This is a genomic window from Halioglobus sp. D3-4 (assembly GCF_055809315.1).
In genome coordinates this window covers 1968415-1989502 of sequence record NZ_CM147907.1, presented here as the reverse complement: position 1 = coordinate 1989502, position 21088 = coordinate 1968415, and the positions used below count along the sequence as shown (strand labels likewise).

Genomic DNA, 21088 nt, shown 5'->3' with positions numbered 1-21088 from the left:
ATACGGTATTTTCGGCAGCGTGTTGTCCTGCTGAAAGCGTGTTAGATTCTGCCAGCCTGGCGCCGGTAAATTAACCGGGGGACCCCACATCGGAGGTGGCCTCTGGTAAAAGTAAGAGCGCGCCAACAAAGAATGCCAGTGCACCAAGCAGCGTGAAGAGCAACGACGCGGTGGTCGCATCGAAGCCTATCGGGTGTAGTGGCACAAATGCGGAAACCGCTGAGATCATAAAAAAGATGCAGCCAAGCAGATTCACGAACGTGATGCGCCAGGATAGCAGGTGAGGCATCCACGCCCAGTGGCTGTGGCAGGTTTCGATAAACGCGAGGTAGCCGGAGGCCAGGAAGAATATCGATCCGAACATGTCGGGCAGCCAAATAGACAGGTTTTGTACTATTAGGCTGGCACTGGGAGATAGGGCGTTGAAGGTGTTGAGGTTAAACAGCAGGGTGCCGGCAAACTGTAGCGCACAGCTGAGCCATCCCGCATCGGCCGGGTACCAACCGAAGAGTCGAAAGCGCTTGCTGTTTACTTCTTCAGCCGGTGTTGACAGCCCCCCGGCATTGGCAGATTGCATCAACTGCAGCCAGGCGGCGGTAGTAAAGGGGAGTGAACCGATAAAAAAGATCAGGTTGATCTGTTCACTGCCCAGTGCCCAGTAACCGGTGGCTACCGGGAATAGTGACAGGAAGGCACCCAGTGCGAACAGCGAGGCGCCGATCGCAAATACTACACCAATCCACCAGTTCAGGCGGTTTGGTAACCACAGGTCACGCCACCGCAGCCGGGCGACATCGGCCCACAAGCGCTCTCCACAGAGCGCCTTGCGGTGCGGGCGGGAGTGCAGTGCGGTGAACGAGCCATCCGGATTGGGGAGGCGCCGCCTGGTTACAAAGTACCAGGCGCCGTCCGATTCAGTGCGCTTTGAACCGGAGATGCTGCAAGCCTTAGTGGTGGAAGCCGGAAGCTTCGGCAGCGCCCAGCGTGGCGTGCACGGGGTGCTTTTCAAAAAACTCCAGCGCATTTTTAAGATCATCCAGCAGCAGTGAAGCGAGGTCACGACTCACCCCGTGACGTACCAGGATTCGCTGTACCGGAATAGATTCACAGTTCGCCGGCAGCGAGTAGGCCGGCACCTGCCAGCCGCGTGCGCGCAGCCGATTAGCCAGATCGTAGAGGCTGTAGCCGGGGTCTGCGCCCGGTTTTAGCTTCCAGCACAGCGATGGAATACCGCTGTCCATGGCGCCGTCATAGATCATTTCAAACGGGCCGAGTTTGGCGATCTCGCCAGCGAGGAATTGCGCAGTTTCGTAGCAGGCGGTGTGAATCTTTCGATACCCCTCCATGCCCAGACGTAGAAAGTTGTAGTACTGGCAGGCGACCTGTCCTCCTGGTCGGGAAAAGTTCAGGGCGATATCACGCATATTGCCGCCGAGATAGTTTACCCAGAATATCAGTTCTTCGGGTAAATCCTGCGCCTCGCGCCATATGACCCAGCCGACCCCCAGTGGCGCCAGCCCGAACTTGTGTCCGGAGGCATTGATCGATTTCACCCGCGGCAGGCGGAAATCCCACTCCAGCTCTGGTGAGCAAAACGGAGCCAGGAAGCCGCCGCTGGCACCGTCGACATGTATGGGAATATCCAGCCCTGTCTGCTGTTGAAGCTGATCCAGTGCCTGTGATACTGCCGCCACCGGCTCATACTCGCCGGTAAATGTCACGCCCAGTGTGGGAACCACGCCAATGGTATTCTCATCGCAGCGCGCCAACACCTCTTCTGGCGTCATCAGCATGCGCCCTTCATCCATCGGAATTTCGCGGTGTTCGATGTCCCAGTAGCGGGTAAACTTGTGCCAGCAAATCTGTACTGGGCCCGTGATCAGGTTGGGCTTGTCGATGGGCTGGCCCTCGGCCTTGCGTTTGGCTTCCCAGCGGCGCTTCATGGCCATACCCCCGAGCATGGCGGCCTCACTGGAGCCTGTAGTGGAACACCCCACGGCATTGTCGCCGGATGGTGAGTTCCACAAGTCCGACAGCATGTGCACGCAGCGCGACTCAATTTCTGCAATCTGCGGATACTCGTCCTTGTCGACGATATTCTTGTCGATACATTCGTCCATGAGGCGATGGACTTCGGGCTCTTCCCAGGTCTGGCAGAATGTGGCGAGGTTCTGGCGTGCATTGCCGTCCAGCATCAATTCATCGTGTACCACCGTGTAGGCGTGCCGGGGGTCGAGCTGGGCGTCGGGGAACTTGTATTTCGGCATTGATAAGCTGAGGTCTGCCGAGGCGTATATATCGTCGTCCAGCTTGTGACGGATGGAATCTTTGTCGTGTAGTGCCATAGAGTTGTGTCCTGTCGGGCGTTACTGCGTGGATGATTCAATTTACCGGTTGAAAGTATAACCAATGCACAGTGTCTTATGCAGAACTATACGTCTATGCCTTTAATAGCAGCAATTCCAGGCGGCTGTCGGGGAGGAGGACGCTGCGTTCAACCCGGAAACCGTCCAATAAGGCGGTTAATTCACGCTGACTGTGCGGTGCGTAACCGGGTGGGGATGTTTTGCGATTTCTGACGCTGAGCGCGTCGATTTGCTGAATGCCATAATAGTTATCCTGCTTCGGGGCTTTTCGGTTGTGCACAGAGAAGGCGTGAGCGAGGCTACCCTTTTTTAGGTGGGGTTGCAGCACGGCAAGAAGTGCCTTGATGGCCTCTGCATTGAGAAAATTAAATAAATCCCAGAAAAGACAGACATCGAAAACGGTATCCTCTGGTAGCTCCAGCACTTGTCGGAACTGCTGCTGGGCTGCACTGGCTTCATCTTCATCCTCATCTGAGACGATAGGCAGGGCCTGGAAAATGTCAACGAAGTAGAGTTTACAGCGGTAGTGAGAGAAAAAGTCAACCGTCTCGGGCAGCGCCGAGCCGACGTGCAAAACCGTTACCGTCTGCTGCGCATCGAGATGCTGGAACAGATAGGGTAGTAGCTTGGATGCCTGGGTTGTGATCTTAGGCAATGGTTAGACTGCAACAACCAGAGCGTAGGTAGACCTTTGAGCCATCCCTGTCAGACACTTTTCAGGTCTAGGCCGGATGCCTTGAGCTGCGGAGTCGAAGGCTGACCTGCCGGGTGAGCGGCCGCGGGTGTTCTGCCGGCACTGGCCTCCGCCGGGTCCATGTCGATGCTCCCTTTGAACATCGCGCCATCCTCCAGCGTAACCCGCGGTGCAACGATGTTGCCGTGTACATTGCCAGACTTGGAGATAATCACTTTCTCGTGGCCGTTGATGTCACCGGTAACTTTGCCATTGATTTGTATCACCTTGGCCTTGATGTCGGCATAGACCTCGCCGGATTCGCCAATTGAAACCTGGTTGCCGTTGAGGTTGATCTTACCCTCAACTCGCCCCTGGATGAGAAGATCTTCTTCGCCGGTCACTTCACCTTTGATAACTATGCTGGGTCCAATCATTGCTGTATTCCTCGCAGGTACGGGGGGAGCAGGTACAGGGGGAGATTGAGGAGGCTTGGGCTCCTGCGCCTGTTGTTTTGCAGCGGCTTTTTTCCTGGATCGATCAAACATTGCAATCGTTCCCGTATCATGGGTGTGGCCGGACATGCTACCAGCCCGCCGCGAGATTCTCCAGTACCCCGATTGGGTGTAACGCGTGGGCCGGCGCTTGCTGTTGGCGGAGTTCAGGATTGATTTGTCTTTATGAATGGACTAACTTAACGCAAATTCTAATAGCTCTATATTCTCCCGGTGAGGTGTGCGTAATGTTGAAGCGAACGATTGTTCTGATATTTGTTGCAGTGTTGTCGGCGTGTGCTGCCAACCAGCAGTCCAGCTTGCCCGCCGTCAGCTCCGATGGTCTGCATCTGGAGCCGGACACCAAGCTGGGTGCCGTCTATTTGAAGCCGGGAGCTGACCTCAGTCAGTACAACAAACTCGCACTGTTGGACACATATGTGGCCTTTGCCAAGAACTGGCAGCGCAACTACAACGAAGAGGCCCCCTTCGAGGACCGCGTTAGCGACAAGCAAATGCAGAAGATCCGCACGAATGTGTCGGAGGAGTTCGCCAAAGAGCTGACCAAGACATTGACTGCCGACGGCCGTCAGTTTGTTAAAACCGGTGGCACCGGTGTGCTTATCCTGCGGCCGGCCATCATCAACCTGCGCATCACTGCACCCGATGTGATGGCCCCCGGTATGGAGCAGACTTTTGTTGCCAGTACCGGCAGCATGACCTTGTATCTGGAACTGCTTGACGGTAAGACCGGTGATCTGCTGGCCAGAATTATCGACAATGAAGCGGCGAGCGAGGATGGTATTGCCGAGGTGGCCAATGCCGTTACCAATACCGCCGACTTTGATCGCGTCGTGCAGCACTGGGCGCAGTTGTTGAATGCGCACCTGAAGCGACTCGCGCCTCAGTCCTGATCCTCACCCTATGCTAGCCAGAAGCCACGGTGCTTACCCTGGCTTTTCCCAACCGCAGTAGCGTGTTCATGCGAGACTCTGCCTCTTGAGTGATGAGATTCGGATAAGCGACCTGAAAGATCCAGAGCTTACGCCACAGCAGCGTGGTGCAATGGACTATGTCGACACTCTGCAGATCGAGTTAAACAGTGACAGCATACTGCACGAAGCGCAGCACATAACGGGTTTTACCGATTTCGGGCCGTCAGATTTCAGGCCGCGACTTGAGTTACTGTGTGATGAGTGGGGTAGCGATGCTGGTCTGACCAGTCTCGGACGCCTGTCATTGCGCAATAAGCTGCTGCAACACGCCAGCAGTCGCCTGTTGATCCAGGATGTTCTAAGCCGTCACCCCGAAGTTCACGACATCGAAATTCAGGCCCCGATAATCGTAGCGGGCCTGCCGCGCTCGGGTACCACGCATCTGCTCAATCTGATGGCGGCTGACTCAAGGTTGCGCGCCCTGCCGCTGTGGGAGTCGTACGAACCCATTCCGCGCCCCGACGAGACGCCGTCCGCGGCGGGGGTGGACCCTCGCTACCAGCGCTGCGCCGAGCAGTGGCAAATGATGCAATCCCTGACACCGCTACTGGCGGCAATGCACCCGATGAACCCCGATCATATCCACGAAGAGCTGGAGCTGATGGGTCCGGACTTCGCCTCTTACAACTACGAGTGGCTCAGTGTGTCACCGCGCTGGCGCGATCACTATTACGCCACAGACCAGACTCCACATTACGAATACCTCAAAACGGTGCTGAAGATTCTCACCTGGCAGGATGGAGATCACAGCGGCAGTGACACGCGCTGGGTGTTGAAGTGCCCACAACACCTCGAACAGTTAACAGTGCTGCACAGCGTGTTTCCCGATGCGACGGTGGCCGTCACACATCGCGACCCGGTGTCGGTGATCCAGTCGGCGATTACTATGCTGGGTTACGGCCAGCGCATCAATCGCAAGCAAGTGGACCTCGACGGACTGGTGACGTACTGGTCTGATCGCGTACTGCACCTGCTGCAAGCCTGTGTGGACGACAGGGCTGTGTGGCCTGTGCAGCAGAGTATCGATGTGCTGTTCCACGAATTTATGGCGGATGATCTTGGTATGGTCGAGCGGATCTATGCCACTGCCGGCCTTGTAATGACGGATTCAGCGCGACTTGAACTGCAGCACTTTGTCGATACACATCCGCGTGGTAAAGACGGCCGCGTGGTGTACAACCTGCGCGAGGACTTCGGGGTCGATCCCGTACAATTGCGCGAGCACTTTTCGTTCTACTTCGAGCGTTTTCCTGTGCAAATTGAAGTGCGGTAGTCTTAATGCCATCCAGCATGCTGGCTAAGGAGCGTCAATGAGAAATCCGATTTACAAGTCGCGCCCGGTTGAACCCAATCCGGCTCGATTGGGCGCCCAGCGCATCAATGATTTTATCGTTTTGTCCGAGGGCTTCTCCAACTGCTACCTGTTGGAAACACCAGAAGGCAATATCCAGATCAATGCTGGTATGGGCATTGAGGCTCCGGTTGTCAAACAGAACTTCGATGCGTTTTCTGGCGATCCCTTGCGCTACCTGATACTGACCCAGGGGCATGTGGACCATGTTGGCGGGGTCGCGTATTTTCGCGAACACAACCCGCAGCTCTGCGTGATCGCGCAGGCCGGCAACCCGGAGCACCAGTCGTATGATACGCGTTTGGCGGATTTCAGGGGTAGTCGCTCTGCGTTTGCGTTTACCGAGAAATTTGCCAGCGCTTTTGAGCACTACGCGGCAAACGGGCTGACGGAGTTTCCGGCGCAGGATGTGCCGACGCCGGATATTCTGGTGCAGGAGCGCCATGCTTTCGAACTCGGTGGTCTGGAGGTTGAAGTGATAGCGGTACCCGGTGCCGAGACCAATGATTCGCTGATCGTGTGGTTGCCGCAGCATAAAATTTGCCTGACAGGCAATCTGTTCGGGTGCCCGTTCGGGCATTTCCCCAACCTGGTCACTATTCGGGGCGACCGCTACCGCGATGCACTGACGGTTGCTGCGGCCGTGCAGGTGGTGATGGATCTTGAGCCGGACACCATTTTATACGGCCATCATCAACCGGTGGTGGGCAGGGAACTCATAGCCACCGAGTTGCAGGTGCTGCGCGATGCCATACTCTATGTGCACGATGAGACGGTAAAAGGCATGAATGCCGGTGCGAGCCTGACGACATTGATGTCCGAAATCAAACTTCCGGCCCATCTGGAAGTCGGAGAGGGTTACGGCAAGGTGTCATGGAGTGTGCGCGCCATCTGGGAGAATTATGCCGGCTGGTTCAAGCACGAATCCACCACCGAATTGTACCCACAACCGCGCAGCAGCGTAAACGAAGACCTTATCGATCTCGCTGGAGGCCCGGAGGCCATCATCGCGCGCGCACAGGAGAAGCTGGCCGGCAAACAGTATGTGGAGGCGTTGCACCTGCTGGATATTGTGCTCCCCGCGCATCGACAGGTACCGGGTGCGCTGGTGGCCGGGATTGCAGCTCACGAGGGATTACTTGCGGACAGCGACAACTTTTGGCTGACGTCGTGGCTCAACAACCAGATAGCCCTGCTCAGGGCACAGGCCGGTTGAGCGCCTGCTGCACAGTGGCGGATCGGTGCAGCTTGTAGCGCGGTAGCCCTAGCTCAGCTGCTTGGTTGGGAGGTAATCCCGGGTGAGTTGTTCGGACACCTGCCACAATTCTGCGGCCATGGCGTCGTCATTCATATAGGGGGTGTCGCCCTTGTCCACGTTGCAATCTGAGAAATAGAAGCCGCGCACATCCACGAGTTCAGGGTTGGTGGCTACATAGCAAGTTGTGGCAGCGCCTTCCTCAACGGTTTTCAGGAACATCCAACCCAGATATTTGGCGCCCCACTGTTGCCACGCCGGGAGATATTGCAGGAGATTGGTGCCGATGACACCGGGGTGTACGCTGTTCGACGTAGCATCGGTATGCGATATTCGCGCGGCCAATTCTCGCGCACACAGCGCGTTGGCCAACTTGGAAACACCGTAGGCAGTCCACGGGTCGTAGAAGCGGCTGCCGTCGAGATTATCGAATTCAATGCCGTTGTCTGCGCGGCGGTGTGCGATGGAACTGAGCAGCGTAAAGCGACCCTGCGGTGCGGCCAGTACCGGTGCGAGTAATTGATTGATAAGAATGAAATGTCCCAGGTGGTTGACGGCAAACTGCTTCTCGACACCGTTGACAATCTCCAGTTCGGGTAACGCCATAATGCCGGCGTTACAGATCAGCCCGTCGAGCGGCATATTCATCGCGCGAATTGTATCGGCACAGCGCACTATCGATTCCCAATCGGTGAGATCCAGATAGAGCGGGGTTGTGTCGCCCTCGATGGTGGCACAGGCCGCCTCGGCTTTGGACTGCGTGCGTGCGATACCGATGACGTGTGCGCCGCGCAGGGCGAGAACACGCATGGTTTCATATCCTAATCCGGAGTTTGCTCCGGTAATAGCGATGGTAAGGCCACTCAGATCCAGCCCCGCCGTGACTTCCTCTGCGGTGGAATCGCTGTCAAAAGGGCTGCGCGGAGGCTGGCGTGTGATGATCTGCGCCAGTAGCGAAGCAGGTAGGGCACTGAGCACACCCATGGTCGCCATGTGTTGCAGGAATCGGCGGCGGTGAAGTTGTAGAGTCGACATAGTACAGCTCTCTAGCTCGCGTTTGACGAAAGTATACGCCAGCGCGGCGCTCAAATAGCGGGTAACCTTTGCGACATAGTGTAGATTCAGCGGAGTTTTGTGCTGTACCGTCCGCTCGCGCGCAGTGACGTTATCGCCAGTTCTGTTACACTGCCGCCCCCCAGATATCCTCGACGGCCTATACTGTGAGCGAGCATTCCTTTTCAACCCTGCCATTGCCAGCCGCCCAGGTCGACAACCTGAAAAGCCTCGGATACCTCGAAATGACAGCGGTGCAGGCGGCGGCGCTGCCGCTGGCACTGGCGGGTAAAGACCTGATCGCGCAGGCGAAAACTGGCAGCGGAAAGACGGCGGCGTTTGCGCTGCCATTGCTGAACCGCTTGCAGCCACAGTTTTTCTCCGCCCAGGCGCTGGTGCTTTGTCCGACCCGCGAACTGGCCACCCAGGTGGCCAGTGAAGTGCGGCGACTGGCGCGCTATCAAGACAACGTCAAGGTCGTCACCCTGTGTGGTGGCCAATCAATTGGCCCGCAGATCGGTTCGCTGGAACACGGTGCGCATGTAGTGGTGGGTACACCCGGACGAATTATGGATCATCTGCGCAAGCAGACGCTGTCATTGCGGCATATCAATACGCTGGTGCTGGATGAGGCCGATCGCATGCTGGAGATGGGCTTTATCGACGCCATCGAGACAATCGTCGCGCAAACGCCCCCGGCGCGCCAGAGCCTGTTGTTTTCAGCGACCTATCCCGACAATATCCAGAGCCTGAGTGAGCGCTTCATGCGCGATCCGCAACGCATTAGCGTTGAGTCGCTGCACAGTGATCAACACATTACACAACATTTTTACGTCTGTGATAAAAGTGAGCGGCTGCCGTCACTGATCAGGCTGCTGGCCCATTTTCAGCCACCCTCGGCAGTGGTGTTCTGCAACACCAAACAGCTGGTTCGGGACGTGTGTGAATACCTGAGACAGTCAGGCGCTCAGGCAGTGGCGCTGCATGGTGACATGGAACAGCGTGAGCGCGATCAGGTGCTAATCCAGTTCAAGCACCAAAGCTGCACTATTTTAGTGGCGACCGATGTCGCGGCGCGCGGTCTGGATATCGATGATCTGCCGGCGGTGGTGAACTTTGAGTTGCCACGCAATGCGGATGTGTATGTGCACCGCATCGGGCGCACCGGGCGAGCCGGCAAAGAGGGTGTGGCACTGAGCCTGTTCGCCGACTCCGAACGGCACCGATTGCGGGATATCGGGGAGTATCAACAGCGGGAACTGGAATATGAGGCAATAGAGCAATTGCCGCAGGGTACACAAAACCTGCCGTCGGCGCCCTTTGACACGCTGGTCATCGCCGGTGGTCGCAAAGACAAGGTACGTGCCGGTGATATCCTGGGTGCGCTGACGGGGGAGGCCGGTATCGATGGCAAGGCCATCGGCAAGATTACCGTGACGGACTTTGCCGCCTACGTCGCTGTGGCCTGCAACGTCGCAGACAAGGCGCTGGGACGATTGCTCAATGGCAGGATCAAGGGCCGGAAATTCAAAGTCCGCAAGCTCTGAGGGCTAATTCAACTATTACCAGTGCCGGGGGTCGATTTCAGGCCGCAAACTCTCTAGAATACCGCCCCTATTTGAATTCCCCTCGTACCCACGCCTTAACTACACTTCTGTGTCAGGATTAGCCCGTTGATCTCTACCGCCAATATCACCATGCAGTTCGCTGCCAAGCCCCTGTTTGAAAACATCTCGGTCAAGTTCGGCGACGGCAATCGTTACGGCCTGATCGGTGCCAACGGCTGTGGCAAATCGACATTTATGAAGATCCTGGATGGCAGCCTGACACCCACAGCGGGCAATGTGTCCATCACGCCCAATGAACGCCTGGGCAAGCTGAACCAGGATCAGTTCGCCTACGAGAAGTGCACCGTTATCGATACCGTGATGATGGGCCACGAGGAACTGTGGGCGGTGAAGCAGGAGCGTGATCGCATCTATGCGCTGCCCGAAATGTCCGAGGAAGACGGCATGAAGGTCGCCGATCTGGAAGTGCAGTTTGCCGAAATGGACGGCTACAGCGCCGAGAGCAGCGCCGGCGAGATATTGATGGGTGCCGGTATCGCGCAGGAGTTGCATTACGGGCCGATGAGTGAGGTTGCGCCCGGCTGGAAACTGCGTGTGCTGCTGGCGCAGGCGCTGTTCTCCGACCCGGACATCCTGCTGTTGGATGAGCCCACCAACAACCTCGATATCGACACCATTCGCTGGCTCGAAACCATGCTGAACGAGCGCAAGTGCACGATGATTATCATCTCACACGACCGTCACTTCCTGAATGCGGTGTGCACCCACATGGCCGACATTGATTACGGCGAGTTGCGTGTTTATCCGGGCAATTACGATGATTTTATGACGGCCTCAACGGCAGCGCGCGAACGGCTGCAATCGCAGAATGCCAAAAAGAGTGCCGAGATCGCCGAACTGCAACAGTTTGTCAGCCGCTTCTCGGCGAATGCCTCCAAAGCCAAGCAGGCGACCTCACGCGCCAAACGCATTGAAAAAATCAAGCTCGACGACATTAAGCCGTCAAGTCGTGTCAGTCCCTATATCCGCTTTCAACAGGAGAAGAAGCTGCACCGCCAGGCGCTGGTGTTGGAGGAGCTGGGCCACGGCTTTGATGAGGGCCCGCTGTTCAAGCACGGCAATATCATACTGGAAGCCGGGGCGAGGCTTGCGGTGATCGGTGAAAATGGTGCGGGCAAGACCACCTTCCTGCGTTGTTTGATGGATGAGATAAAGCCCAACAGTGGCAGCGTGAAGTGGGCGGAAAACGCCACGCTCGGCTATTGCCCTCAGGACAGTACGAACGATTTTGACTGCGACCTGAACCTGTTTGACTGGATGAGCCAGTGGCGTAAACCCAGCCACGATGACCAGATTGTCCGCGCCACGCTGGGCCGTTTGCTGTTCTCATCAGACGACTTCAAGAAGCAGGTGAAAGTCTGTTCCGGTGGCGAAAAGAATCGCCTGCTGTTCGGCAGAATGATGATGATGGATGCCAATGTGCTGGTGCTGGATGAGCCGACCAACCACCTGGATATGGAGTGTATCGAGGCGCTGAACCTGGCACTGGAACACTATGACGGCACACTGATATTCGTCAGCCACGACCGCGAATTTGTATCGTCACTGGCGACGCGCATCATCGATATCAAGGATGGCGAACTTGTCGACTTCCAGGGAACCTACGAGGAATACCTGTCGAGCCAGCAAACTGCCGAGCGCCTGGCCAGCGCATCCTGAGAGCGGCGGATGGATTAGCCCAACAGTTCGGGCTGTTCCGCCGTGATGACGTCGTACAGCGGTTGAAAGCTGAACCAACCCGCCAGCGGGTTGCCGACAGTCTCGCGCGTCATTAGCGCTATCTCCGGGCGAATCAGCTTCGGTGTCCCCGCCGCCTCTGCCATCAATTGCGCCTGGCAGCTGCGTTCCATAGTAATAAACCACCACGCGGCGGCTTCAATGGTTTCGCCCACTGTCAGGAGCCCGTGGTTTTGCAGAATAGCAGCTTTGCAGTCACCCAGTGCCGCTGCAATCGCTTTGCCTTCGCTGTTGTCCAGTACCACCCCGGTAAAGTGATTAAATAGCACATGATCTTCGTAAAAGGCGCAGGCATCCTGTGTCAGCGGGTCGAGAAGCTTGCCCAGAGAGGAGAAGGATTTGCCGTACACCGAGTGGGAGTGCGCCGCAGCGGTCACTTTGGGGTTGGCCATATGAATCTGCGAGTGGATGGTGAAGGCGGCGCCATTTAATAAGCCCTGGCCCTCCACGACTTCACCGGTGTGGCTAACCAGCAGCAAGTCGGAAACCGTCATCTGTTTGAAGGAGCGTCCCATGGGATTGACCCAGAAATGATCCAGTCGCTCGGGGTCGCGCACGGTGATGTGGCCCGCCACGCCTTCGTCGAAACCGAATTTACCGAACAGGCGCAGTGCAGCCGCCAGCTTGTTTTTCCGGTCCTGGCGAATCTCCTCTACAGTCTCCGGCTGCGCGATCATGCTATTGGAGTCGTCCATATTCATCACAATAGTGTTGGCGGCTTCACTCATAATCCTATCCTCTGAATTGGCTGTACAACTTTACAGCGGAGTCTACACTGTTCAGAGGCTAAGTCGACAGGACTTGCCCGCACAAAACTATAAGACGCCATTTTCAGGGAGAACGCCAATGCAGGATTTTGCCCTCTCAACCTGGGCTGATATTGCCGACATTATCGGGGCTGGCAGCATTGTTACCGGATTGATCGTCGGCTGGATTCAGATCAGACATGTGCGCCGCCAACAGCGCGATGCTGTGGCGATCAACCTCGCACAAACGTTCTATAACCAGAGTCTCGCGGAGGCTATCGCGCTACTGCAGCCCCTGCCCGACGGGATATCGCTGTCACAACTGCGCGCAATGGGGGAACCCTACCAGCAGGCGGCCATTACTGTTTGTACCTCGTTTGAAACGATGGGTTTACTGATATACAAGCGCATCGCGCCCATGGACCTGGTGCTGGATCTGGCGGGGGGTATCGTCTCCGTAATGAGCAAGAAGTTGCATAGATGGATGGAGGAGCTGCGTGAAGAGCAGCAGCACCCGTCGTTTTGCGAGTGGTTTGAGTGGTTGGGTGATCAGGCGCGGGAGGCCAAGCCGAAGTCCGGCCCTGCGCATATTGCGTATAAGAACTGGAAGCCCTGACGGTATTCCGCCCTGCTCAGGCAGACCAGCGCTCCCGGCACAGTGCGATCCACTCCCGGAGACCAGCGCTGTGGAACTTTTCGCGGTGCGTGATGAGGAACCACTCGCGGCGGAAGTCGCGCTCGGGAACGGCCAGCGGCACCAGTGACCCCCGGTTAAAGGCATCAACAAGGCATACGCGAGAGAGGCAACCCACACCCAGGCCAGCTTCTACAGCGCGCTTGATGGCCTCTGTATGCTGTAACTCCATCGCGATGTCCAGGTCTGTCAGGATGCCGTGCATCGCGCGCTCAAAGGCCTGGCGGGTGCCGGAGCCGTGTTCGCGGACAATCCATGGCAGTGTCAGCAGATCAGCGTCCGTCAGGGCGCTGGCCTGCGCCAGCGCGTGGTCTGGTGCGGCGAACACCACTAGTTCATCGCCGCGCCAGTGCAGGCTGTCGAGGTCGGTGTGTTGGAGTTCCCCCTCGATGAGACCCATATCCAGATCGAAACTGGCCACCTGCGCCGCAATAGTCTCCGTATTGGCGACGCGCAGTACGATATCGGCCTGCGGATGTCGCTGTCGAAAGTCGGCAATCATATTCACCGCGATATAGTTGCCGATGGTCAGTGTCGCACCCACCTGCAAGCGCCCAATTACATCCTCGCCGCCCAGCGCATGCTCCAGCGCTCTGGCCTGCGCCAGCAGGCTTTCAGCTTGGGGGCGCAGTTGCTGCCCCAATTCACTCAGGCGCAGTCGCTTGCCCAGCCGGTCGAACAGTTTTACGTCGAACTGGCTCTCCAGCTCCCGCAGGGACCCGCTGGCCGCAGACTGGGACATAGCCAGCTCGGTAGCGGCCCGGGTGACATTCTCAAAGCGGGCTGTCGCGAGAAACACTTCAAGCTGGCGCAGTGTATAACGCATGGCATCTCCCTATATCGTATAAATCGATTTAGTTAACCTAATATATCCGTTTTTCCAATTAGTGGATACCTTTTAGTATTTGCCTATCAAAATTGGCAAGGAGAAGTAGTCCATGGCACATATACTGCGGGAAGAAGTGACATCGGTTCATCACTGGACAGACCGCCTGTTCAGTTTCAAGACCACGCGCAATGCCGGATTTCGATTCAAGAACGGGCATTTCACGATGATTGGCCTGGAACTGGAGGGCAAGCCGTTGATGCGCGCCTATAGCCTGGCCAGCGCAAACTATGAGGACGAGCTGGAATTCTTCAGCATCAAGGTGCCCGATGGCCCGCTGACGTCCCAACTGCAGAAGATTAAGGTCGGCGATGGCCTGTTGGTGAACAGCAAGTCCACCGGCACTCTGGTGCAGGACAATCTGCTGCCCGGCAAGCACCTATACCTGATTGCCACCGGTACCGGATTGGCGCCGTTCCTCAGCATCATACGCGACCCCGAAATCTATGAGCACTACGATAAAATCGTACTGACACATGGCTGTCGCTACACTGAGGAACTGGCGTACCGGGAACTCATCACTGAGCATTTGCCACAGCACGAGTACCTCGGCGACTCCGTGCGCGACAAACTGATCTATTACCCGACGGTGACACGTGAGTCGTTTGAAAACACGGGGCGCCTCACCGACCTGTTACAGACCGGTAAGCTGAATGCAGACATCGGTCTGCCGCCGATCAATGTAGATAATGATCGCTTCATGATCTGTGGCAGCCCCAGCATGCTCAAGGATATCTGCGCGCTGCTGAACAGCCGCGGTTTCGCGGAGTCGCGTCACGGCGATGCCGGGCACTATGTTATCGAACGAGCGTTTGTAGAGAGTTGATCCCCAGATGGCCGGTACCACCGGCCACTGATCAGAGATAACCCCAGACGGTCGGGTTTTCCCCGCACGCCAGGTCCCTTTGTGCCTGACTTGGGCATTTTCCTGTCATTTCGTATAAGCTGCTTTGTCCATAATAAGATTCTGCTATTTGCCATGCTTTGACGAGCAGGGGGCCTCTCGATGTCGCTACACCGTTTATTTGTCTGCCTGGTACTGTTATTGACGGCCTGCTCCGATACACCTGACAGCGATGGCGAGGAGGCCATATCGGGCAGTATTCGCAATTTGCGCTATTGCGAGTTACTGCTGGTATCTCCAGCTGTTGGTGGTCTGCACGCGGATGTCTGGAATACGTTCGGGCTCAATGATTGCCCCGAAGAGATGTGGAATGCTATTTCAGGTGATGATCTGGTGGCGTATGCCTCCGACATGGGTGCTTTGTTCGCACTGCGCAATGGCCCGCGTTTCTGGCTGATGGATGTTATCCTCAACAATCGCGGAAGCTATGAGGACATCCGTTTCTTCGGCCGTCTTGAGATGGGACTTGCTGCTTCATTGGCGCTGCCGCCCAACCCCGTTCAAACCCCGTATACCGAAAGGCGCGTCGAGCGGGATACCCTGTTTAGCTTTTTCCAGGGTGGTGAAAACTACGTGCTGCGCAGCCCCGACAACAAGACCTATGTCATGCAGTCCTACAGCCATAGTGTCGACGACGGCTTGAACCTGAATACCCTGGCATCCCTCTCTGGTCGGCTGAGCCTGCCTGCCGGCTGGAGCTTTTCTGCACTGACGCTGGAAGAGGATCTGGTAGTGGAGGATGTCGAGGGTATTGCGACAGTCATACAGGACGACTTTGAGAATACCTATCAACTCACCTTGGCACTCGACCAGTACTTCCCATAAAGGCCAACAGATGAGGCGACAGCGGTGCGCTTCACCTCATCGTCGCTGATTTTCGAACGTGGCGGGAACGATGGCGCATGTTCTATATCTGTGTGGCGGAATCGACTTTGCCGGCATCACTGTAGCCACTGCAGTACGCGCGTCTGCAAATATCGGTAGAACGGGTTGTGGCGCAATCGCAGCAGGAAGTCGCCGGGAATTTTTAACACCCCTCGTTCACCCTGCATGGCCTGCTCCCCGAGAAAAATCTGCTTGCTCCCGGCGGGGCGTTGCCGCCCGTAAAGTGCGTCATTGGGCGGGAAGGGCAGTGCGACGTGTGAGAGTGAGAACACCGAGGCAGGCCAAGCCTGTTCCAGATGTTCCGTGTGTGAGTGGCCCGCTGCGTACGGTAACTTCGTGTATGCAGCCACCGCGCGACTGTTTGCGTCCGAGTTTGTGACCAGTGTCAGGGTGAATGGCAACTGCTGGTCGGCGATCATCCTGGTGGTGAAAGGGCCGGGGTCTTTTATCAGCAGGCTGGAATGGGAGGCCACGCGATTGATATCAAATACCACCAGTTCATCGCGCTCGGGCGGCAGTTTCAACAGCAGGCGATCGACCACGGCATTGTTGGAGACCGTCGCATCGACCGTGGATTTCAGCACGAGCATTGGAGGCAGTGGCGGCGCTTCTGCCGGACGGTTTGCCAGGCGTTGCGCCACCGACCGGGTGAGTTCATAGACTTGCTCGCCAGCGTTGGTCGCAAACGAATTGTACTTGTAAGGGTCGAATTCGGGCTCAATGTCGAGCCAGGCCAGTCGATCCAGCCCCGGCAGTTCTGAAAGACGTCGGCTCCATTTTGCCAGCGCTGCCGCCGGGCTGACGCCGATGGCAGGAGAGATCAATACCAGCCGTGCGACGGGGGGTAGTTCGGACTGTGGCGCTGTACTACCCGATTGGTTCAAGACGTAGTCCAGCGCCAGTGCGGCGCCGGTCGAGTAGCCGATAATGTACAGGCGTTTACCCGGCGCCTGCTGCGCGAGGTGTTTCATGCCGAGTTTCACCACAGCGGCCATATCCTGCCACTGCAGGTCCAGAAGGCCGGACGGAAGAGTGCCGTGTCCGGGCATGCGCAGACCCAGCACGGTGTAGCCGCGGCTTTGCAGTGTCTCTCCCAGTGCCCGCAGGCTGTAGGGCGAATCTGACATGCCGTGCAGTAGCAGTACGCCCGCCTCGGGAGATTCATTGGTTAGTTCGAATGTGCGGTTCCAGTTGGGCTGTCGCTGCTGCGGATCCGCGCGACTGCCCCTGCTGTACCGTTCAAGTGCTTCGGCGGGGCCGGTGGCGGATGACGCGTAGATCGTCTTTTCCAGCTCGGCAAACAACGCTGTTTCCAGTTGCAGATAATCCGCGAGAGTAATGATGCCGTCTGCGTTAGCGTCGGAGTACTCGTTCTCCAGAATCTCTGTGTGCCAGGGCATTAACTCGGGGCTATCGCAACCGCCAAGAAGCATTGTTATACACAGGGCGGCAATCACGATCAGGGTAGGCGCAGGTGTTTTCAATGGCAAATTTCTCTTGCAGCGGTTGGCATCGCACAACAATATAGGTTTAATCGCGCATTGATCCAAGTGCAGATCAGAAGTTTACATGTGTCGCCAACGCGATTGGGGCTGCTAGCCGTCTGTGTGGGCCGCGCGAGACCAATCGTATAGCCAGAATAGTTAACCGCCGGGCAACCGGCTCAGGAGAGTGTATGTTCTTTTTCAGCTATCGGGTGATTGTCGGTATGTGGTTCACGCTGGTGCTCGGTGCTTGTGCCGCAATGCCGGGTAATCTCGATGTGAAAACGAATTACAATCACAGCTATGATTTCAGCAAGATACACAAGGTGGCTATTCAGCCGATCGCCAGGGACACTGTGGCGACAATGATGACGTCCGATGAACAGATTTTGCGTATCAATCAGGCGCTGACTGCGGAATTTCAGCGCCGTGGTTTCCAGGTGGTGGCCGAAAATGCACAGGCAGATATCTTTCTTTCGTGGAAATTTCTGCCACCGGAGAAAGACGAAGTCGCTACCTTTGACCCAGCAACGCAAAAAGTCACGGGTGGTACCTTGATCGTGACCATGATCGATCCCATTATGCTCCAATCAGTCTGGCGTGCCACCTTCCAATCCAACCTGCGCAACCAGCCCGACACAGCAGAGGCCGCACAGTATCGTCAGCAAGTGGCGCAGGCGATTCTCGCGGACTTCCCACCTGAACCCACGGCAGGGTGAACCGTTAACTCCGCAGTTTGCCCATGACTTTCGAGCAACTCGGTCTGTGCGCGCCTTTGTTGCGAGTGCTGGCGGAGAAAGGTTACCGCGCACCCTCTCCAATTCAGGCCGCCGCGATACCTGCGATTCTGGCCGGCCGGGATCTGATGGCTGCGGCCCAGACGGGTACCGGGAAAACGGCCGGCTTTACCCTGCCCTTGCTGCAACGACTTCGAGAAATCAACACTGGCCAACCCCGCCGGGTTCGCGTGCTGGTGTTGACCCCGACGCGTGAGCTCGCGATGCAGGTGGCCGAGAGCACGGCTGCATACGGCACGTATCTGCCGTTCAAGTCGACCGTAGTGTATGGCGGTGTAAAAATCGATCCACAGATTACCGCGCTGACGAAAGGTATCGACATACTCGTTGCGACTCCCGGGCGGCTGCTGGATTTATGTCAAAGGCAAGCACTGGATTTGTCGGCGTTGGAAGTGCTGGTGCTGGATGAGGCAGATCGTATGCTCAATCTGGGCTTTATCGGTGATATCCGGCGTATCCTGACGCTGCTGCCGACGCGACGCCAGAACCTGATGTTCTCTGCCACCTTTTCCCGCGATATCCGCGCACTGGCAGCCACGTTTCTGCACAAGCCGCTGCAAGTGTCGGTCTCGCCGGAGAACGCCACCGCAGAGAACGTGCAGCAATGCCTGCACCCGGTGGATAAAAAGCGCAAGAGCGAGCTACTCCTGCACCTGATTGCGTGCAATGACTGGCAACAGGTGCTGGTCTTCACGCGTACCCGCGCCGGGGCCGACCGCATCGTCGCGCACCTCAAGGGAGGTGGTATCGATGCCGTGGCTATCCATAGTGATAAAAACCAGGGCGCGCGCAGCCGCGCACTGGCAGGATTTAAACGCGGCAAGGTTCGCGTGTTGGTGGCAACCGATGTTGCAGCCCGCGGACTGGATATCGCGCAGTTGTCACAGGTGGTGAATTTCGACCTGCCCAGTGTGCCCGAAGACTATGTGCATCGCATTGGACGCACGGGGCGGGCGGGGTCCGCTGGCCACGCCTGTTCACTGGTCTGTGCGGATGAAATCAAACAGCTCAATGCGATAGAGCAGGTAATGAAGCGGCATATTCCGCGCGAGTATATCGGTGATTTTGAGCCTGTCCACGAGGTGCCGGACAGTGCCCCTGTGCGCAGGCAGGGGCGGGCCAAAAAGCCGTTGTCGCGCAGGCCATCGAGCGCGCGCAGGGCTGGCACCGGGAAAGCGGCAACGACCGCGCGTCGGCGCGGTGACAAGGGGAACAAGCGATCGCAGCGCGGTAAGCGCGGTGGCGGGCGCCCCCGCTAGTAACCGGCTTTTCCTGTGCGTAATATCTCGGCGTACTCTTCGTCGAGTGGTACATAGGTATCGGTGCGCGGCTTGAGGACGTAGAGCGGATCACTGACCTGTTGCAGGTCATAGCCCTGCTTGCGCAAATCACCCTTGACCATTTTGAACGTTCCGGTGGTATCCAGTTCGCGCTGGATACGAAGGAAGACCGGCCGCGCGTATGCCGGCAGTTGTTCGTTGACGTAGTTGGAGAAGCTCTCCACATCGAGGCTGTCTACGCCGGGTGCCAGCACCAGCGAGGCCATGCCGGCTTTGCCGTCGGCCTTGGGTATCTCCACACCGTAGACATTGCAGAAATCGATCTGCGGATGACCGTTGATGATTTCACCCACCTCGTTGGTCGATACGTTTTCAGACTTCCAGCGGAAGGTGTCGCCAATGCGATCGACAAACTGGTAGTGGGGTAGTCCCAGTGAGAAACCCACATCCACGGTCTTCATCAGATCGCCGGTGTTGAACCAGGCGTCACCCGGTTTGAACACGTCGCGCAGGATTTTCTTCTCGGTATCCTCTTTGCTGGTGTATCCCTCAAACGCTGTTTTTTCGGTGATCTTGCCGAGTAGCAACCCCGGTTCGCCGTTGGCGACTTTTATCAGGTGCCCATTTTTATCGCGCTCGATTTCATCGGCATCTACATCGTATTTAACCAGTGCGATAGGAATGCTGGTGGTGCCAACGGTGCAGTCCTTGTTCAGCATATTGACGAAGGCGACGTTGCCCTCGCTGGAGCCGTAGAACTCTGCGATCCGTTTGATGCCGAAGCGGGACTTGAACTCATGCCATACATCCGGGCGCAAGCCATTGCCCATCATCGCAGTCAGCGGGCTGTCGTGGTCGTCCGACCCCTGGGGGGTGTTGAGCAAGTAGCGGCACAGTTCCCCGATATAGATAAAGCATGTCGCGCCGCTCTCCCTGATGTCCTTGAGGAAATTGCTGCCGGAGAATTTTCGGCGGATGAACATCGTCGCCCCGGTGGAGAATGAGGCGCCCACGCCCAGAAACAGGCCGGTGCCATGATAGAGCGGCAGGCACAGGTAGATACAGTCATTCTCTTTACACTTCAGTCCGCCCTTGTAGGACATGGCCGAGGCGAGCAGGAAGCGTCGATTGGAGATCACGGATGCCTTGGGCAACCCGGTCGTGCCGGAGGTATAAATGTAAAGCGCGGTATCCCCCAGCGTGTTCTGGTTCGTCTGGGGCGGGTTTCCGGAGGGCTTGCCGGCGGCTTCGTCGTCGAAATCCTGGGCCCAGTCGGGGCAGGTCTTGTCGCCAGCGTCGCTGACAAACAGCCAATTCTCTATACCTTCCAGTTCCGGTGCGTTTCTCACCTGTTCTACTGCGTGCAACTGTTCCTCACCGAAAATGCAAAGCCTGGAACTGGTGATGTTCATACAGTGAATCAGGGGTTTGCCTGTAAGGTTGGTATTGATGAGTGCGGCGATGATGCCCAGTTTGTTCAGCGCGATAATCGTCGCGAGAAACTCAATGCGGTTCTCCATAATGAGACTTACCGCATCCCCGCGCACCAGACCCAGAGTGCGCAGTGCTGCAGCATAGCGATTGGCCTGCGCATTGAGTTCCTGCCAGGTCAGACTCCGCCCCTCGAACTTAACGGCAGTGTGATTCGGGAAACTGGCGGTGGTGCGTTCAACCCGGGCGGCGAAACAGTCGCGGGTCGTGGCTGGTCTGGGTTTAACTTCCTTGACAACTTGCAGTAGTGTGGAGGTCTCTGCCATTGTCGTGACAATATCGCGTAGGCTCATTGCGGTTCACTTCTAGGTATGGATTATGGTGGAACCATAACGGGTCTTACAGACTGCGGCAAGTATCTACAGACAG

At 57.0% G+C, this 21088-nt stretch carries 19 protein-coding genes; 10 read left to right on the top strand and 9 right to left on the bottom strand.

Annotated elements, in window-relative coordinates:
- Nucleotides 1-70 precede the first annotated feature (70 nt).
- From AC0L6S_RS08665 to AC0L6S_RS08650, 4 genes are all read right to left on the bottom strand, one after another.
- Nucleotides 71-1009: a hypothetical protein gene (locus AC0L6S_RS08665; RefSeq protein ID WP_473428035.1), complete on the bottom strand. Its 939-nt coding sequence runs from the start codon at nt 1007-1009 to the stop codon at nt 71-73.
- A complete protein-coding gene (gene gad, locus AC0L6S_RS08660) occupies nt 948-2345 on the bottom strand; it encodes a glutamate decarboxylase (protein ID WP_473428034.1) in 1398 nt (465 codons plus the stop codon). Before gad ends, AC0L6S_RS08665 begins: the two co-directional genes overlap by 62 nt.
- 94 nt (nt 2346-2439) lie before the next feature.
- Nucleotides 2440-3021 (bottom strand): hypothetical protein, encoded by a 582-nt coding sequence (locus AC0L6S_RS08655; RefSeq protein ID WP_473428033.1) that lies wholly within the window; start codon nt 3019-3021, stop codon nt 2440-2442.
- 50 nt (nt 3022-3071) lie between these two features.
- A complete protein-coding gene (locus AC0L6S_RS08650; RefSeq protein ID WP_473428032.1) occupies nt 3072-3476 on the bottom strand; it encodes a bactofilin family protein in 405 nt (134 codons plus the stop codon).
- A 305-nt stretch (nt 3477-3781) separates the two neighbouring features.
- On the opposite strand from AC0L6S_RS08650, the gene AC0L6S_RS08645 reads away from it, so the two are divergent.
- From AC0L6S_RS08645 to AC0L6S_RS08635, 3 genes are all read left to right on the top strand, one after another.
- Nucleotides 3782-4447, top strand: coding sequence for a DUF3313 family protein (locus AC0L6S_RS08645; protein WP_473428030.1), 666 nt, complete (start codon nt 3782-3784; stop codon nt 4445-4447).
- 85 nt (nt 4448-4532) lie between these two features.
- The gene (locus AC0L6S_RS08640; RefSeq protein WP_473428029.1) at nt 4533-5801 is read left to right on the top strand and encodes a sulfotransferase family protein; all 1269 of its coding nucleotides are present in this window, start codon (nt 4533-4535) and stop codon (nt 5799-5801) included.
- 37 nt (nt 5802-5838) lie between these two features.
- A complete protein-coding gene (locus AC0L6S_RS08635) occupies nt 5839-7095 on the top strand; it encodes an alkyl sulfatase dimerization domain-containing protein (RefSeq protein WP_473428027.1) in 1257 nt (418 codons plus the stop codon).
- A gap of 48 nt (nt 7096-7143) precedes the next feature.
- Here AC0L6S_RS08635 and AC0L6S_RS08630 read toward each other — a convergent pair whose 3' ends face one another.
- Nucleotides 7144-8169, bottom strand: coding sequence for an SDR family NAD(P)-dependent oxidoreductase (locus AC0L6S_RS08630; protein ID WP_473428026.1), 1026 nt, complete (start codon nt 8167-8169; stop codon nt 7144-7146).
- A 185-nt stretch (nt 8170-8354) separates the two neighbouring features.
- On the opposite strand from AC0L6S_RS08630, the gene dbpA reads away from it, so the two are divergent.
- Nucleotides 8355-9734, top strand: coding sequence for an ATP-dependent RNA helicase DbpA (gene dbpA / locus AC0L6S_RS08625; protein ID WP_473428024.1), 1380 nt, complete (start codon nt 8355-8357; stop codon nt 9732-9734).
- Nucleotides 9735-9860: 126 nt separating this feature from the next.
- Nucleotides 9861-11474: an ABC-F family ATPase gene (locus AC0L6S_RS08620; protein WP_473428023.1), complete on the top strand. Its 1614-nt coding sequence runs from the start codon at nt 9861-9863 to the stop codon at nt 11472-11474.
- Between the two features lie 14 nt (nt 11475-11488).
- On the opposite strand, the gene AC0L6S_RS08615 is transcribed toward AC0L6S_RS08620, so the two are convergent.
- Nucleotides 11489-12280, bottom strand: a complete 792-nt coding sequence (locus AC0L6S_RS08615; RefSeq protein ID WP_473428021.1) for a class II aldolase/adducin family protein — start codon at nt 12278-12280, stop codon at nt 11489-11491.
- A 118-nt stretch (nt 12281-12398) separates the two neighbouring features.
- Here AC0L6S_RS08615 and AC0L6S_RS08610 point away from each other — a divergent pair, with 118 nt between their 5' ends.
- Nucleotides 12399-12914 carry a DUF4760 domain-containing protein gene (locus tag AC0L6S_RS08610; RefSeq protein ID WP_473428020.1) on the top strand — a complete coding sequence of 172 codons (516 nt, stop codon included), beginning with the start codon at nt 12399-12401 and terminating at the stop codon, nt 12912-12914.
- A 16-nt stretch (nt 12915-12930) separates the two neighbouring features.
- Here AC0L6S_RS08610 and AC0L6S_RS08605 read toward each other — a convergent pair whose 3' ends face one another.
- The gene (locus AC0L6S_RS08605; RefSeq protein WP_473428018.1) at nt 12931-13818 is read right to left on the bottom strand and encodes a LysR substrate-binding domain-containing protein; all 888 of its coding nucleotides are present in this window, start codon (nt 13816-13818) and stop codon (nt 12931-12933) included.
- 112 nt (nt 13819-13930) lie between these two features.
- Here AC0L6S_RS08605 and AC0L6S_RS08600 point away from each other — a divergent pair, with 112 nt between their 5' ends.
- Entirely contained in the window at nt 13931-14704 is a 774-nt protein-coding gene (locus AC0L6S_RS08600) for a ferredoxin--NADP reductase (RefSeq protein WP_473428017.1), read from the top strand.
- Between the two features lie 180 nt (nt 14705-14884).
- On the top strand, nt 14885-15607 hold the full coding sequence (locus AC0L6S_RS08595) for a hypothetical protein (protein ID WP_473428016.1): 723 nt from the start codon (nt 14885-14887) through the stop codon (nt 15605-15607).
- A gap of 116 nt (nt 15608-15723) precedes the next feature.
- On the opposite strand, the gene AC0L6S_RS08590 is transcribed toward AC0L6S_RS08595, so the two are convergent.
- Entirely contained in the window at nt 15724-17151 is a 1428-nt protein-coding gene (locus AC0L6S_RS08590) for an alpha/beta hydrolase (protein ID WP_473428015.1), read from the bottom strand.
- Between the two features lie 191 nt (nt 17152-17342).
- On the opposite strand from AC0L6S_RS08590, the gene AC0L6S_RS08585 reads away from it, so the two are divergent.
- Together AC0L6S_RS08585 and AC0L6S_RS08580 are read left to right on the top strand one after the other, a co-directional pair.
- Entirely contained in the window at nt 17343-17870 is a 528-nt protein-coding gene (locus AC0L6S_RS08585; RefSeq protein WP_473428014.1) for a DUF4136 domain-containing protein, read from the top strand.
- A 23-nt stretch (nt 17871-17893) separates the two neighbouring features.
- Nucleotides 17894-19207 (top strand): DEAD/DEAH box helicase, encoded by a 1314-nt coding sequence (locus AC0L6S_RS08580; protein ID WP_473428012.1) that lies wholly within the window; start codon nt 17894-17896, stop codon nt 19205-19207.
- Here AC0L6S_RS08580 and AC0L6S_RS08575 read toward each other — a convergent pair.
- Nucleotides 19204-21012: a long-chain-acyl-CoA synthetase gene (locus tag AC0L6S_RS08575; RefSeq protein ID WP_473428011.1), complete on the bottom strand. Its 1809-nt coding sequence runs from the start codon at nt 21010-21012 to the stop codon at nt 19204-19206. The genes AC0L6S_RS08580 and AC0L6S_RS08575 overlap by 4 nt on opposite strands.
- Nucleotides 21013-21088: the final 76 nt, after the last annotated feature.